Source organism: Bradyrhizobium sp. Kon69 (assembly GCF_055807515.1).
In genome coordinates this window covers 15,622-30,368 of sequence record NZ_JBVVOS010000009.1, presented here as the reverse complement: position 1 = coordinate 30,368, position 14,747 = coordinate 15,622, and the positions used below count along the sequence as shown (strand labels likewise).

Below are 14,747 nucleotides of genomic sequence, written 5' to 3'. Positions count from 1 at the left end.
CGCATGGAGTTTTTAAGTGTTCGGTAAGCGTAGCGGAACAGACACCGACCCTCGGGCCCCGAAGCCCGGTGCCGTGTCGTCAGAGCCTGCCCAGGCTTCGGCGCCCGCTGTGTCGCGCGTGCCGCCGCCGCCGGCCGTCACCTCTCCGCCTCTTGCCCCGGCGAAGCCTGCGCCGACCATGGAAGCCCGCCGCTCGGACAATTATTACGAGGTCAAGGCGACCATCTTCGGCGCGCTGATCGAGGCCATCGACCTCGCCCAGCTCGCCAAGCTCGATTCGGAGTCCGCGCGCGAGGAAATCCGGGACATCGTCAACGAGATCATCGCGATCAAGAACATCGTGATGTCGATCGCCGAGCAGGAAGAGCTGCTCGACGACATCTGCAATGACGTCCTCGGCTACGGTCCGCTGGAGCCGCTGTTGTCGCGCGACGATATCGCCGATATCATGGTCAACGGCGCCGACACTGTCTACATCGAGGTCGCCGGCAAGATCCAACGCACCGGTATCCGCTTCCGCGACAACCAGCAACTCCTCAACATCTGCCAGCGTATCGTCAGCCAGGTCGGCCGGCGCGTCGACGAATCCTCGCCGATCTGCGACGCGCGCCTGGCCGATGGCTCCCGCGTCAACGCCATCGTGCCCCCGCTGTCGATCGACGGCCCCACGCTCACCATCCGCAAGTTCAAGAAGGACAAGCTGACGCTCGATCAGCTCGTCAAGTTCGGCGCAATCTCGCCGGAGGGCGCGGAAATCCTCCAGATCATCGGCCGCGTCCGCTGCAACGTGCTGATCTCCGGCGGTACCGGCTCGGGCAAAACCACGTTGCTCAACTGCCTGACCAACTACATCGAGCACGACGAGCGTGTCATCACCTGCGAAGACGCCGCCGAACTCCAGCTCCAGCAGCCGCACGTGGTCCGACTGGAAACCCGCCCGCCCAACATCGAGGGCGAGGGCCAGGTCACCATGCGCGAGCTGGTGCGCAACTGCCTGCGTATGCGTCCCGAGCGCATCATCGTCGGCGAAGTCCGCGGACCCGAGGCGTTCGACCTGCTCCAGGCCATGAACACCGGCCATGACGGCTCGATGGGCACGCTGCACGCCAACAATCCCCGCGAGGCGCTATCGCGCTGCGAATCGATGATCACGATGGGCGGCTTCTCCCTGCCTTCACGCACCATCCGCGAGATGATCTGCGCCTCGATCGACGTCATCGTCCAGGCCGCGCGCCTGCGCGACGGTTCGCGCCGCATCACCCACATCACCGAGGTGATGGGCATGGAAGGCGACACCATCATCACCCAGGACGTCTTCCTCTACGACATGGTCGGCGAGGACGCCAACGGCAAGATCATCGGCCGGCATCGGTCGACCGGAATCGGCCGTCCGAAGTTCTGGGAACGCGCCCGCTATTACGGCGAAGAGAAGCGCCTTGCCGCGGCGCTCGACGCCGCGGAAGTGGCGCCCACGACGTGAGCAGGTCAGCGCAGCCATGAACATGCAAGTCCTTGCCCTCGCCTTCCTTGCCACCGCCGCCGTCGGCGGCCTCGCCTGGGTCTTCCTTTATCCTATGCTGTCCGGGGAACGGAAGGCCGAGAGCCGCCGCGCCTCGATCTCGCGCGCCGAGGCGCCCACGGCCCGCGCGGCCGAGAAGACGCAGCGCTCGCGCCGCGAGCAGGTCGAAACCTCGCTCAAGGATCTCGAGGCTCGGCGCCTGCAGGAGAAGAGCGTACCGCTCAGTGTTCGCCTGTCGCAGGCCGGCCTCGACTGGGCGCCGCAGAAATTCTGGATCGTGTCCGCCGTCGTGGCGGGCGTGCTGTTCGCAGTCGCCTTGTTCATCGGCGGCGGCCTGCTCGGTGCCGCCGGACTCGCTTTCGCCGGCGGCTTCGGTCTGCCACGCTGGGCGCTGGGCTTCCTGAAGAGGCGCCGCGAAGCCAAATTCCTGAAGGCGCTGCCCGACGCGGTCGACGTGATCGTCCGCGGCATCAAGGCGGGCCTGCCGCTGTTCGAATCGATCAAGGTCGTCGCCGCCGACGCGCCGGAGCCGCTACGCTCGGAGTTTCTGTCCATCATCGAAACGCAGGCGATCGGCATGCCGCTCGGCGAGGCCTGCACGCGACTCTACGACCGGATGCCGCTGCCCGAGGCTAATTTCTTCGGCATCGTCATCTCGATCCAGCAGAAATCGGGCGGCAATCTCTCCGAAGCACTCGGCAACCTCTCCAAGGTGCTGCGCGACCGCAAGAAGATGAAAGAGAAGATCCAGGCGATGTCGATGGAAGCCAAGGCCTCGGCCGGCATCATCGGCTCGCTGCCGCCGATCGTGATGTTCCTCGTCTACCTCACAACGCCGGGATACATCTCGATGCTTTGGACTCATCCCACTGGCCAGCTCATGCTGGTCGGCTGCGTCGTCTGGATGTCGATTGGCATCATGGTGATGAAGAAGATGATCAATTTCGACTTCTGATGGTGCCTTATGGTAGAGTTCCTCATTGCGAAGCTTCACGACGTCCACTTCATGACGATGTTGCTGGCGGCCATCGCCGCCAGCGCCACCGTCTATACGCTGGTGATGCCGCTGTTCGCCGGCGAAGGCCTTTCCAAGCGCATGAAAGCGGTGGCGAACGAACGTGAGCGCATCCGGCAGCGCGAGCGCGAGCGCCTCCACAAGAGCGAAAAAGTCTCGCTGCGCCAGACGCCGAAGCAGCTCGTCTCGAAGGTCGTCGACGACTTCAACCTGACCAAATGGCTCGCGCAGGAAGCTGCGCGGGACAAGCTCATCATGGCGGGCTATCGAGGCCAGGCGCCCTACATCACCTTCCTGTTTGCCCGCATGGTTGCCCCGATCGTGCTATTCGTCGGCTCGATCATCTACGTGTTCCTGATCGCGCATATGCAGCAGTCGATGCCGATCAAGATCGGCATCTGCGTCGGCGCGGCCTATCTCGGACTTCAAGCGCCGATGCTGTTCCTCAGGAACGCGATCTCCAAGCGCCAACTCTCGATCAAGCGCGCCTTTCCCGATGCGCTCGACCTGCTCCTGATCTGCATCGAATCCGGCATGTCGATCGAGATGGCGTTCCGGAAGGTCGCGGTCGAAATCGTGGGCCAGTCGATCGCGCTGTCGGAGGAGTTCACCCTGACCACGGCCGAGCTGTCCTATTTGCAGGATCGCAAGGTCGCCTACGAGAACCTCGCGCGGCGCACCGGGCTCGAGGGCGTCAAGTCGGTATGTCTCGCGCTCCAGCAGGCGGAGCGTTACGGCACCCCGCTCGGCCATTCCTTGCGGGTGATGGCGCAGGAAAACCGCGACATGCGCATGAACGAGGCCGAGAAAAAGGCAGCGGCACTGCCGCCGAAGCTGACGGTACCGATGATCCTGTTCTTCCTGCCGGTGCTGTTCGTCGTCATCCTCGGACCGACGGGGATCAAGGTCACCGAAATGCAATGACGTTCGACGCGGACCGCGCAAGGTCCGCGGCTGCCTTCAGGATTGGACGATCACGTCTGATCAGTCGGGCTGGCCGAGCGAGGCGACCGGAGTCCGCTTCGGCGCACCCCGCTTGACGTCGCTGCGGGTCAGCATTTCCTTGAGATAGGCGACATTGGCCGCAGCCTGGTCCGGCGGCAGGTCCGCCTTCACGATGCTCTCGGCTTCGGTGAAGCGGCCCTGGAGACCGACGACCAGACCGAGATTTTGCCGCACCCGCGCGTTTGCGCGCGGCGAGGCATAGGCTTGCCGCAGCGCGTCTTCGGCCTTCGGCAGATCTCGCGACAACATGTGGGACAGGCCGAGATTGGAGAGCACGCCGGGATCGCCAGGCGCGATCTTGAGCGCGCTCGCATAATAGGAGCGCGCTTCCTGGTGACGGCCCATCTGATCGAGCGCGGTGCCCTGCACCGAGAGCAGGCGCCAATCCGGGTTGTCGGGCGAATGCGCCTTCGACAGCACGTCGAAGGCTTGCTGGAAATTGCCGTTGTCGGACAGCGCGCGGCCGTATTGGGCCATCAGCGCCTTGTTGCCGGGATTCGCGATGGTCGCCTGCTCGAGCACGGCGGCGGCCTGGGCGTGCTGGCCGTTGGCGCGCAAGGCCTGGCCGTAGGCGAGCGCCGCATCGGCGTCCTTGGGATTGGCGCGATAGCGCTCGCCATAAACTTCGGCAGCGCGCGCGGGATCGATGGGAGCGGCTTCCGCCCGCGGCCCGACCGAGCCCGTGACGTCGGAGAGTTTCGACATCGCCGTGCAGCCGCCGAGGCCCATGGCCACCGCCGCGACCAGCGACGTGGACGCAAGAAGCCGGGCAAGACTGAGCCGTCCAAGGCTGAACCGTCCAAGACTGAGCCGTTCAAGACCGAACCGTTGACGCATGACGCTTTGACTCTCGAGCCGATTGATCGAGCCGAACGCGCCAGCAATAGACTGTTAACCCTAACGGCCGGTTAATTCCCCGGGCCCGCGTCCCTCATCGCAGCGCCTGCGGCGGCACCTCGCCGCCGAGACCCAGATCAAGGCCGAGCGCCCTCACCTGCTCGTTCAGGTCCCGCAGCAATTGCAATCGTTGCCGAGTCGCGATTTCGACATCGATGTCCGGGCGCGCCACCCTCGGCAATTCGCGCCGAAGATCGTCACGATTGACCAGACGCCTCGCGCGGAGCTCGTCGAGCTGAAAATCGTCGATGCCGAGCACATTTGCAGATTGCTCGACCAACCGACGCAGCAGCGATGTCACCACGGCTACGGCCTCGACGTCATGCTTGCGTGCGGATCTCGAGAACTTGCTGTCGAGATCCGCCCAGGCGTGAGAGGTCACCAGATAGACGTGGAGCAAATCAGCCCAATCCGCCTCGCCGTCGGCATAGAGGGCGCGGCGCAGCAGGAGCCGGCGGGCGAATGCCGCGACCTGATCCCGTTTCAGCGTCGTGCACGCGTCAATCTCGATGCCCGACTGGACGGCCGGATCTCGGGAAAAATCTCGCCCAGCCGGTAGCCTGACGACGCCGTGCGGCAGGTTGGAATCGAGCGGCCTGAAGACACCATCCTTGCGCGGACGTGAGTAGCGGGCGATCGCAAAGCGATACTCGGTGCTCCCGGCATGAGACATCGGGCCGAAATGGATGACGTTGAAGCCGGCATCGTCACCGGCCTGCCCGGTCGATGATGGACAGGACAGGACGTAGATCGTGCGCCAGAATGCTTCATCGCTCTCACTCGACGTGGCGCGCGGATCGGGAATCGAATAGCGCGTCAAGCCTTCGACATGCCGGTGTCCGTGCAGAACCAGATCGACGTTGAGAGATGTCGCCGCTTCGAGAAAGGTCGCGGGCGCGGCGAGATACATCAGCGGCTCGTCGGGCACGCCGAGGAACCGCTTTCCTTCTCCGGTCGCCTGCGGCAGTGGATGATGGTGCAGCGCCAGCACGCGCACCAGGTTTTCAACCGGCTCGGCATAATCGGCGCGGCCGCCCGACCCGAGGCTGCCCGCGAGCTCAACGCTCAGCCGCGCGGAATCCGAAACCATGGCGTTGTAGGCGCGCTGGTCGACGTTGCCGCTCGCGAGCGTCGTGAGGCTCGCGCGGTTGGAATCCAGCAGCACCAGATCGAGGCCAGCTTGACGGTAGTAGACGCTCTTCGAGGTCCGCGGCAAATGCAGGTAATCATAGACGTCGTGGCGGCCTGCACGCTGGCTCGGGCGCTTGACGTCGTGATTGCCGGCAATTGCCTGAATGTCGGTGAACAGCCCGGTCTGCCGGAAGAACGTAATGACGGCGAGCGCTTCGTCGAGCGCAGGCGGCGTCGGGTCGTCCACGATATCGCCGGTGATCAGCAGGATACGATCGGGAACATCCGCGAAGTCCGCCATTCTCTCGCGAATTGCGGCATTGAGCGTCTCGATCGTCGCAAGCAGCCGACCAGACCCGTCCAGATGCAGGTCGGAAATCTGTACGATGACGAACGATCTATCCATTTTGCGTCGCTTATTTGCGAATGCCGCGCCGCGCAAACGATAAGAGAAATGCCTTCGACGATCAGGTTCCGTCCGGTATCAGCCCGGGCCATGATGAGCCGGGTAAGAAGCGACTGCATGCCCCGTTGTTGCGCTCGTTGCGTGCAGAACCGCACGACACAATCTAAAATATTGGCCAATAATGCCACAACCGCAGCGCTAGTAAAGCCCTGCGGCCGCTCGCGTGAACGGCGGTCCTCGGCATGAGATACGGGGCCCGCCCGATGATGGTTTCGCTCACCAGATCAATATTCGATGGCGAGCCGCTTGCGGATTTCGTCAATGCGCTTGTCCAGTGCATCGAACCGCGCGTGAACGGAGCGGTCGTGGAGATAGAAGACGTAACCACCGGCGAGGAACGCGAATATCCAATGATGATGCTCGACATAGCCAAAAATCGCCTCGACCGCCTGGCCGATGAATGTGACCACGCTCCACACGAATTCCATTGCATTTCCTCCCGGCCGGCTTTGTCGTCGGCCGCCGGAGTTCTCCGCACCTGACGGCCGTTGCCGGAACTTAGCATGGCCCCCTTGCTGCGAGTAGCGGATCGCTGAACGGTGGCAGCAAAGCTGATTGCAGCGGCGGCAAAACTCTGCGAAATCTCGTCCGTTCGTATGACCCGCTCGATCTGACGATCCGGACCCGCAAATGCCTTCTGTCTTCGAGACGTCGCCTACCGCCATCCCGATCACCTTCGTCACCAAGTCGAGTTGGGATCAGGTCGCCGAGCGGCTGCCGGCGGCGCAACGCCAGTTCGCCACTGCGAGCGCCTTTACCGCAAAGCCGGGCGGCTATCTCGCGCTGCCCGCGTCCGATGGCGCGATCGCGCAAGTGCTGTTCGGGATCGAGGACGAAGGTGCAAGATCGCGCGACCTGTTCCGACCGGGCGCCCTGCCCGGCCTGCTGCCGCCGGGCGTCTATCGCTTCGCCAATGCACCGCACGATGCACGGCTCGCCGCACTCGCGTTCGCGCTCGGCAGCTACCGTTTCGCCCGGTACCGCAAAGCCGATCGCCCCGAGGTCCGCCTCGTGCCCCCCGACGGCGTCGGCGCGACCGAGATCAACCGCATGGCGGACGCCGCGATGCTGGCGCGCGACCTCATCAACACGCCGGCCAACGACATGGGGCCGGAGGAGCTGGCCGCAGCCGCGCAGGATCTCGCCGCCGAATTCGGTGCAAGCTTTGCCTGCACCATCGGTGATGAGTTGAAGACGAATTTTCCGCTGATCCACGCCGTCGGCATGGCATCTAGCCGCGCGCCGCGGTTGATCGACATCGGCTGGGGCGACCCGGCGCATCCCAAGGTGACGCTGGTCGGCAAGGGCGTCTGCTTCGATACCGGCGGGCTCGACCTGAAGCCGTCGAGCGGCATGCTGATCATGAAGAAGGACATGGGGGGCGCCGCCAACGTGCTGGCGCTGGCGCGCATGGTGATGGATGCGAAGCTGAAGGTGCGGCTGCGCGTGCTGATTCCGGCCGTGGAGAACGCCGTGGCGGGCAATGCCTTCCGCCCGCTCGACATCTTCACCTCGCGCAAGGGCATCACGGTCGAGATCGGCAATACGGACGCGGAGGGGCGGCTGGTGCTCGCCGACGCGCTGGCGCTGGCGGACGAGGAAAAGCCGGACCTGCTGATCGATCTCGGCACGCTGACGGGAGCGGCACGCGTCGCGCTGGGGCCGGATTTGCCGCCGTTTTACACCAATGATGAGACGCTTGCCGCCGACGTCGCACGATGCGCGGTGAAGGAGAACGATCCGCTGTGGCGCATGCCGCTGTGGCCGCCTTACGATGCGTGGCTGGACTCCAAGACCGCTACCATCACCAACGCACCATCAGGCGGCTTTGCCGGCTCGATCATCTGCGCGCTGTTCCTGCAACGCTTCGTCGAACACGCCAGGAGCTGGCTGCATGTCGACATCTACGGCTGGACGCCGTCGGCGAAGCCCGCACGCCCCGAGGGCGGCGAGTGCCAGGCCGCGCGCGCGATCTACACATTGCTGAGCGAGCGCTATGCGTGATTCTGGGCGAGATCCAAGCCACGATCCAAGCCACGATCCAAGGCTGACACCCGCGCGCGGCGACCTCGCCGCAAAATACCTCGAAGGCAAGGTGCAGGCGGATCGCTTCGTCACGGGCGAGGAATTCGAGACAGTCGAGGCGATCGCGCCCGTGCGCGAACAGCCGTCGTCGAACGCGATGCTGATGACACAAGCGTTGCGCGGCGAGCGCGTCACGGTCTACGACCGCAACGGCGAAGGCTGGGCCTGGGGTCAGCTTTCCGGTGACGGCTATGTCGGCTGGCTGCCGGATGCAGCGCTCGTGAAGCCCTCGGCCGCAGCGACCCATATGGTCAGCGCGCTACGAACTTTTGCCTTCCCTGGTCCCTCGATCAAGCTGCCGCCGGCAGACACGCTGGTGATGGGATCGAAGATCGCGGTTGCACGCGAGGACGGCGGCTTCGCCGTGACGCGCGACGGACATTATCTGCCCAAGGCCCATCTCGTCCCGCTTGGTCATCGCGAGCCGGATTTCGTCGCAGTCGCCGAGCGTTTCGTCGGCACGCCCTATCTCTGGGGTGGCAAGAGCAGCCTCGGCGTCGATTGCTCCGGCCTCGTCCAGGTCTCGCTGACATCGGCGGGCATCGGCTGCCCGCGCGACAGCGACATGCAGCAGGCCGGGCTCGGCCGAGCGCTGGAGCCGCATGAGCAGAGCAAGCTACAACGCGGCGATCTCATTTTCTGGAAGGGTCATGTCGCCATCGTTCGCGATGGCAGCACCATGGTTCATGCCAATGCGCATCACATGGCAACGGTGATCGAGCCGATCGAGCCGGCCATCGCACGGATCAAGCAAGCCGGCAGCGCGGTCACCGCGATCAAGCGGCTCTGACGGACTAAGTCGCCGCAGACCCGTTCCCCGCCGTCTCCAGCCGGAACGCCGCCGCAAACAGCGCGCGCGTGTAATCCGTCTTCGGGTTCTTGAAGAGCTCGGCGGCCTGGCCTTCCTCGACCACCTTGCCGCCACGCATCACGATCAGATGGCTCGCGAGCGAGGCGACGACGCGCAGATCGTGCGAGATGAACATGTAGGTGAGATCGCGACGGCGCTGCAATTCACGCAGCAGATCGACCATCTGCGCCTGTATCAGCATGTCGAGCGCACTGGTCGGCTCGTCCAGCACGACGAAATCCGGCTCCAGCACCACCGCCCGCGCGATGCTGATGCGCTGGCGCTGGCCGCCGGAGAATTCGTGCGGATAACGGTTGCGGGTATCCGGCTTCAATCCGACGTCCTCGAGCGCCTTGACGACGCGCTCCTCACGCTCGCCGCGCGAGAGCTGCGGCTGATGCACGGTGAGGCCTTCGGCGACGATGTCGGCGACCGACATGCGCGGGCTGAGCGAGCCGAACGGATCCTGGAACACGATCTGCATGTCGCGCCGGAACGGCCGCATCTCCTTGAAGCGGAGACCCTGGATATCCTTTCCCAGGAACACAATGCGTCCGTTCGAGGAGATCAGCCGCAGCAATGCGAGCCCCAGCGTGGTCTTGCCCGAGCCGGACTCGCCGACAACGCCGAGCGTCTCGCCCTTGCGCACGGCGACGCTGACACCGTCGACCGCCTTGATGTGACCGACCGTCTTGCGCATCAACCCGCGCTTGATCGGGAACCAAACCTTCAGATCGTCGGCCGACATCACCACCGGCGCATCCGGCTGCGGCGGCGCCGGATCCGGCTTCGGCTCCGCGGCAAGCAGGTCGCGCGTGTAGGGATGCTTCGGGGTCTTGAAGACCTGCTCGACCGGCCCCTGCTCGACGATCTCGCCGCCCTTCATGACGCAGACCTGGTCGGCGATGCGGCGCACGATGCCGAGATCGTGGGTGATGAAGAGCAGACTCATGCCGAGCCGGCCGCGAATCTCTGCGAGCAGCGTCAGGATCTGGGCCTGCACGGTGACGTCGAGCGCCGTGGTCGGCTCGTCCGCGATCAGCAGGTCCGGCTCGTTGGCGAGCGCCATCGCGATCATCACGCGCTGGCGCTGGCCGCCGGAGAGCTGGTGCGGATAGCTCTTCAGCCGCGTTTCAGGCTCGGGAATGCCGACCTGCGTCAGCAATTCCAGCGTCCGCCTGCGCGCCTCGGCATTGCTGGTCGGATTGTGCAGCTGGATGATCTCGCCGATCTGCGCCTCGATCGTGTGCAGTGGATTGAGCGAGGTCATCGGCTCCTGGAAAATGATGGAGATGTCGCTGCCGCGAATCTCCCGCATCTCCTGCTCCGACCGGTCGATCAGTTCCTGGCCCTTGAAGTGGATGCTGCCCGAGGGATGCGAGGCGTTCGGATAGGGCAAGAGCTTGAGGATCGAGAGCGCGCTGACCGACTTGCCGGAGCCGGACTCGCCGACCAGCGCCAGGCACTCGCCGCGCCTGATCTGGAACGAGACCTTGTCGACCGCGAGCGTGGTGGCGCCGCCCTGGTGGAAGGCCACCGAGAGGTCGCGCACGCTGAGCAAAGGCTGGTTGATCGCGTCCATTGGCTTACCTGAACGTCTTGCGCGGATCGAACGCGTCGCGCACGGCCTCGCCGATGAAGATCAAGAGCGACAGCATGATCGCGACCGAGAAGAAGCCGGAGAAACCGAGCCAGGGCGCCTGCACGTTGGACTTGCCTTGCGACAGCAGCTCACCGAGCGACGGCGAGCCGGGCGGCAGCCCGAACCCGAGGAAGTCGAGCGCCGTCAGCGTCATCACCGAACTCGATACGATGAACGGCAGGAATGTCATGGTCGCGACCATCGCATTCGGCAACAGATGCCGGAACATGATGACCTTGTTCGACACGCCGAGCGCCCGCGCCGCCTGGATGTACTCGAAATTACGCCCGCGCAGGAATTCCGCGCGCACAAGCCCGACCAGCGACACCCAGGAAAACAACAGCAGGATGCCGAGGAGCACGAAGAAACCGGGCACGAGCACCGACGACAGGATCAGCAGCAGATAGAGCGAAGGGATCGCAGTCCATATCTCGATGAAGCGCTGGAACAAGAGGTCGATCCAGCCGCCGAAATAGCCCTGCACCGCGCCGGCCGCGATGCCGACGACGGAGGAGACGATGGTCAGGCAGAGGCCGAACAGCACCGAGATGCGGAAGCCGTAGATCAGCCGCGCCACCACGTCGCGGCCCTGATCGTCGGTGCCGAGCCAATTGTATTCGAGATCGCGGCAGCTCTTGAGGCCTTTCTTCTCGACGACAGGCTTGCACTGCGCTTCCGTCAACATCCAGGTCGGCCGCGACGGCGCCGGCGTCGGCAGATCGAGATTGTGGGTGTCGTAGGAATAGCGGATCAGCGGCCAGACGATGCTACCGCCCTTCTCCCTGATCAGCTTCTGCAAATAGGGATCGCGATAGTCGGCCGCCGTTTCGAAGTCGCCGCCGAAAGTGGTTTCCGAATAGGTGACGACGGACGGCCAATAGAGGTGGCCATCATACTTGATCAGGAACGGCCGATCATTGGCGATCAGCTCGGCGAACAGCGACACCACAAACAGGATCAGGAAGATCCAGAACGACCAATAGCCGCGCCGGTTCGCCTTGAAATTCTGCCACCGGCGCCTGTTGAGCGGCGATGGCACGAACGGTTTGCGCGTGATCGGCACGGCACTGCCGAGCGGCGACTTTGCAGTGGTTTCGATCGGCGTAGTGGGGGCGGCCAGCGTCATCAGACCTCCCGCGCCTCGAAATCGATCCGCGGATCAATCCACATATAAGTCAGGTCAGAGATCAGGTTGATCACGAGGCCGACGAGCGAAAAGATGAAGAGCGTACCGAACACAACGGGGTAGTCGCGGTTGAGAACGCTCTCGAAACTGAGTAGCCCCAGCCCGTCCAGCGAGAAGATAGTCTCGATCAGAAGCGAGCCCGAGAAGAAGGCGTGAATGAAGGTCGAGGGAAAGCCGGCGATGACGATCAGCATCGCGTTGCGGAAGACGTGACCGTAAAGCACCCGATTCTCGCTGCAGCCCTTCGCGCGCGCGGTCATCACGTATTGCTTACGGATCTCGTCCAGAAACGAGTTCTTGGTCAGGAACGTCATGGTGGTGAACGCACCGAGCCCCATGGCGATCAGCGGCAGCGTCAAATGCCAGAAGTAATCGATGATCTTCCAGTACCAGGGAAATTGCGACCAGCCGTCCGACGTCAGTCCGCGCAGCGGGAACCAGTTGAAGAACGAGCCACCGGCAAACAAGATAATCAGGAGGATCGCGAACAGGAAGCCGGGTATGGCGTAGCCGAGCACGAGCACGCTCGACGTCCAGGTGTCGAAGCGCGTCCCGTCCCTGACCGCCTTGCGGATGCCGAGCGGAATCGAGATCAGGTAGGTCAGCAGCGTCAGCCAGATGCCGAGCGAAATCGAGACCGGCAACTTCTCCTTGACGAGCTGCAATACGCTGACATCGCGAAAATAGCTCTTCCCGAAATCGAAGCGGGCGAAGTTCCAGACCATCAGCGCGAAGCGCTCCGGGGCCGGCTTGTCGAAGCCGAACTGCACTTCCAGCTTTTTGATGAAATCGGGATCGAGGCCTTGCGCGCCGCGATATTTCGAATTGATGGCATCTCCACCGGCCCCTAACTGTCCCGGGGCGCGTTGCGCAAAGTCGCTGCCGCCGGAAATGCGCGAGGTGCCGCCGGTGTCGGCGCCCGAGAGCTGCGCGATCACGCGCTCGACCGGGCCGCCCGGCGCGAACTGCACGACGATGAAGGAGACGAAGAGGATCCCAAGCAAGGTCGGGATCATCAGCAGGATGCGGCGGGCGATATAGGCGCTCATGGCTGTTTCGCCTGATCGAGCTTCGCGGCCTTGCCACCCTCGTACCACCAGATGTCGGGAGCGCCGACGCCGTTGGCATAACGCGGCGGCTTCTGCGGATGACCGAATTGGTCCCAATAAGCAAGCCGGTGCGTCTTGTTATACCATTGCGGCACCCAATAGCGGCCGGCGCGGAACAGACGATCGAAGGCGCGGCAGGCGATGGTCAATTCCTCGCGGCTGTCGGCCGCCATGATCTTCTCGATCATGGCATCGATGGCCGGACTGGCGACGCCCGCGAGATTGTACGAGCCCTTCGTTGCCGCGACCTGCGACGAGAAGAACGCGCGCATGGCGTCGCCCGGCGTGGCCGACATGCTGAAGCGTTGGATCGTGATGTCGAAGTCGAAATCTTCCTGGCGCGCCTTGTGTTGCACGGCATCGACGAGGCGCACGCTCGCTTCGATGCCGAGCGTCGCGAGATTCTTGATGTAGGGCCCATGGTGCGGCTGGAACGAAGCCTCGTCCAACAGGAATTCGATCCTGAAGATCTCGCCGTTCGGCAGCACCCTCTTGCCGTCCTTGATCGGCAAGCCGGCGTCGCTGAGCAATTGCTGCGCCTTGCGCAACAGGCTGCGGTCCTGCCCGGATCCGTCGGAGACCGGCGGCGTGAACGGCGCGGCGAACACCTCGTCGGGAACCTGGCCGCGAAACGGCTCCAGCAGCTTCAGTTCTTCCGGCGGCGGAGGCCCGTCGCTCGCCATGAGGTCGGAGTTCTGAAATGGCGACACCGTGCGGGCATAAGCACCGTACATGATGGTCTTGTTGGTCCACTCGAAGTCGAAGGCGTCGATCAGTGCCTCACGCACGCGAGGATCCCTGAACTTGTCGCGCCGGGTATTGATGAACCATCCTTGCGCCCCGGAGGGCGTGTCGTCGGGCACGACCTCCATCTTGACGCGACCGTCCTTCACCGCAGGGAAGTCATAGCGGGTCGCCCAGATCCGAGAGGTGAACTCCTCGCGGTAGAGATAGTTCTTGCCGGTGAAACCTTCGAAGGCGACATCGCGGTCGCGGTAGAATTCGTAGCGCACGACGTCAAAATTGTAGCTGCCGCGACAGGGGGGCAGATCGGCAGCCCACCAATCCTTGACGCGCTCGTATTCGATGTAGCGGTTGACCTCGAACTTGCCGACCTTGTACGGCCCCGAGCCCAACGGGATATCGAGCGATGTTTCGTCGAAAGCGCGAGAGGCATAATACGCTTTCGAGAAGATCGGCAGGCTCGCGACATAGAGTGGCACGTCGCGCGCGCGTCCCTTGGCGAAGGTCACGACCAGCGTCGCATCGTCAACGGCTTCCGCGCTGACCATATCGCGCATCTGCACGATGATCAGGGGATGGCCCTTCGTCTTCAGCGACGTCAGCGAAAATGCCGCGTCGTGCGCGGTCAGCTTGGTGCCGTCGTGGAATTTCGCCTCGGGCCGCATCGTGAAGCGATAGACCAGCTTGTCTGCCGATATATTTACAGACTTGGCGGCAAGCCCGTACATGCCGTCCGGTTCGTCATTGGCGCGCACCATCAGCGGCGCAAAGGTCATGTCCATGCCCTGCGCGCCATCGCCTTTGAGGATGAAGGCATTGAGCGAGTTGAAGGTCTGATAGGACTGGTTGTACGCGCGCACCGACGGGATCAGCGAGAACGTGCCACCCTTCGGCGCGTCGACATTGACGTAGTCGAAGTGATGGAAGTCGGCGGGATATTTGAGATCGCCGAAGGCCGACATGCCGTGGGCCTCTGCGGCCGCTTCCGATGCAAGAGCGCCGCGCGGCAGCGGTGCGCCGAGGGCCACACCGACCACCCCGCTGGCACCCAGGGTCAGCACGTTCCGGCGCGACATCTGCGTCATGCGGGGAGCGTCC

The 14,747-nt window shown here is 63.9% G+C and carries 12 protein-coding genes; 5 read left to right on the top strand and 7 right to left on the bottom strand.

What is annotated here, in order from left to right; genetic code table 11:
• Positions 1 to 16: 16 nt before the first annotated feature.
• Genes AC0L3U_RS13820 through AC0L3U_RS13810 form a run of 3 tightly spaced genes read left to right on the top strand, consistent with a single transcriptional unit; the run spans position 17 to position 3,458 of the window.
• Positions 17 to 1,480 carry a CpaF family protein gene (locus AC0L3U_RS13820; protein ID WP_456766329.1) on the top strand — a complete coding sequence of 488 codons (1,464 nt, stop codon included), beginning with the start codon at positions 17 to 19 and terminating at the stop codon, positions 1,478 to 1,480.
• A 16-nt stretch (positions 1,481 to 1,496) separates the two neighbouring features.
• A complete protein-coding gene (locus AC0L3U_RS13815) occupies positions 1,497 to 2,474 on the top strand; it encodes a type II secretion system F family protein (protein WP_473290377.1) in 978 nt (325 codons plus the stop codon).
• A gap of 9 nt (positions 2,475 to 2,483) precedes the next feature.
• Positions 2,484 to 3,458, top strand: coding sequence for a type II secretion system F family protein (locus tag AC0L3U_RS13810; RefSeq protein ID WP_456766331.1), 975 nt, complete (start codon positions 2,484 to 2,486; stop codon positions 3,456 to 3,458).
• A gap of 60 nt (positions 3,459 to 3,518) precedes the next feature.
• Here AC0L3U_RS13810 and AC0L3U_RS13805 read toward each other — a convergent pair whose 3' ends face one another.
• From AC0L3U_RS13805 to AC0L3U_RS13795, 3 genes are all read right to left on the bottom strand, one after another.
• Positions 3,519 to 4,268, bottom strand: a complete 750-nt coding sequence (locus AC0L3U_RS13805) for a tetratricopeptide repeat protein (RefSeq protein ID WP_473362197.1) — start codon at positions 4,266 to 4,268, stop codon at positions 3,519 to 3,521.
• Between the two features lie 202 nt (positions 4,269 to 4,470).
• Positions 4,471 to 5,973 (bottom strand): metallophosphoesterase family protein, encoded by a 1,503-nt coding sequence (locus AC0L3U_RS13800; protein WP_473362128.1) that lies wholly within the window; start codon positions 5,971 to 5,973, stop codon positions 4,471 to 4,473.
• 284 nt (positions 5,974 to 6,257) lie between these two features.
• A complete protein-coding gene (locus AC0L3U_RS13795; protein ID WP_018454690.1) occupies positions 6,258 to 6,461 on the bottom strand; it encodes a hypothetical protein in 204 nt (67 codons plus the stop codon).
• Positions 6,462 to 6,663: 202 nt separating this feature from the next.
• Between AC0L3U_RS13795 and AC0L3U_RS13790 the strand changes: the two genes are divergently transcribed.
• Positions 6,664 to 8,037 carry a leucyl aminopeptidase family protein gene (locus AC0L3U_RS13790; protein ID WP_473362127.1) on the top strand — a complete coding sequence of 458 codons (1,374 nt, stop codon included), beginning with the start codon at positions 6,664 to 6,666 and terminating at the stop codon, positions 8,035 to 8,037.
• The gene (locus AC0L3U_RS13785; protein WP_473362126.1) at positions 8,030 to 8,908 is read left to right on the top strand and encodes a C40 family peptidase; all 879 of its coding nucleotides are present in this window, start codon (positions 8,030 to 8,032) and stop codon (positions 8,906 to 8,908) included. Before AC0L3U_RS13790 ends, AC0L3U_RS13785 begins: the two co-directional genes overlap by 8 nt.
• A gap of 4 nt (positions 8,909 to 8,912) precedes the next feature.
• Here the strand turns inward: AC0L3U_RS13785 and AC0L3U_RS13780 are convergent, their stop codons facing one another.
• The 4 genes from AC0L3U_RS13780 to AC0L3U_RS13765 are packed head-to-tail and all read right to left on the bottom strand — an operon-like array spanning position 8,913 to position 14,734.
• Positions 8,913 to 10,550, bottom strand: a complete 1,638-nt coding sequence (locus AC0L3U_RS13780) for an ABC transporter ATP-binding protein (protein WP_473362125.1) — start codon at positions 10,548 to 10,550, stop codon at positions 8,913 to 8,915.
• Between the two features lie 4 nt (positions 10,551 to 10,554).
• Entirely contained in the window at positions 10,555 to 11,736 is a 1,182-nt protein-coding gene (locus AC0L3U_RS13775) for an ABC transporter permease (RefSeq protein ID WP_027570189.1), read from the bottom strand.
• Positions 11,736 to 12,845: a microcin C ABC transporter permease YejB gene (locus tag AC0L3U_RS13770; RefSeq protein WP_007605353.1), complete on the bottom strand. Its 1,110-nt coding sequence runs from the start codon at positions 12,843 to 12,845 to the stop codon at positions 11,736 to 11,738. Before AC0L3U_RS13770 ends, AC0L3U_RS13775 begins: the two co-directional genes overlap by 1 nt.
• Positions 12,842 to 14,734: an extracellular solute-binding protein gene (locus AC0L3U_RS13765; RefSeq protein ID WP_473362124.1), complete on the bottom strand. Its 1,893-nt coding sequence runs from the start codon at positions 14,732 to 14,734 to the stop codon at positions 12,842 to 12,844. The genes AC0L3U_RS13770 and AC0L3U_RS13765 overlap by 4 nt, the downstream gene beginning before the upstream one ends.
• Positions 14,735 to 14,747: the final 13 nt, after the last annotated feature.

What these genes read in the sequence shown, in the direction of transcription:
- AC0L3U_RS13765 (WP_473362124.1), bottom strand. Translation starts at nt 14,734, where the DNA reads ATGACGCAGATGTCGCGCCGGAACGTGCTGACCCTGGGTGCCAGCGGG.
- AC0L3U_RS13780 (WP_473362125.1), bottom strand. Translation starts at nt 10,550, where the DNA reads ATGGACGCGATCAACCAGCCTTTGCTCAGCGTGCGCGACCTCTCGGTG.
- AC0L3U_RS13795 (WP_018454690.1), bottom strand. Translation starts at nt 6,461, where the DNA reads ATGGAATTCGTGTGGAGCGTGGTCACATTCATCGGCCAGGCGGTCGAG.
- AC0L3U_RS13775 (WP_027570189.1), bottom strand. Translation starts at nt 11,736, where the DNA reads ATGACGCTGGCCGCCCCCACTACGCCGATCGAAACCACTGCAAAGTCG.
- AC0L3U_RS13790 (WP_473362127.1), top strand. Translation starts at nt 6,664, where the DNA reads ATGCCTTCTGTCTTCGAGACGTCGCCTACCGCCATCCCGATCACCTTC.
- AC0L3U_RS13815 (WP_473290377.1), top strand. Translation starts at nt 1,497, where the DNA reads ATGAACATGCAAGTCCTTGCCCTCGCCTTCCTTGCCACCGCCGCCGTC.
- AC0L3U_RS13800 (WP_473362128.1), bottom strand. Translation starts at nt 5,973, where the DNA reads ATGGATAGATCGTTCGTCATCGTACAGATTTCCGACCTGCATCTGGAC.
- AC0L3U_RS13805 (WP_473362197.1), bottom strand. Translation starts at nt 4,268, where the DNA reads ATGGGCCTCGGCGGCTGCACGGCGATGTCGAAACTCTCCGACGTCACG.
- AC0L3U_RS13810 (WP_456766331.1), top strand. Translation starts at nt 2,484, where the DNA reads ATGGTAGAGTTCCTCATTGCGAAGCTTCACGACGTCCACTTCATGACG.
- AC0L3U_RS13770 (WP_007605353.1), bottom strand. Translation starts at nt 12,845, where the DNA reads ATGAGCGCCTATATCGCCCGCCGCATCCTGCTGATGATCCCGACCTTG.
- AC0L3U_RS13785 (WP_473362126.1), top strand. Translation starts at nt 8,030, where the DNA reads ATGCGTGATTCTGGGCGAGATCCAAGCCACGATCCAAGCCACGATCCA.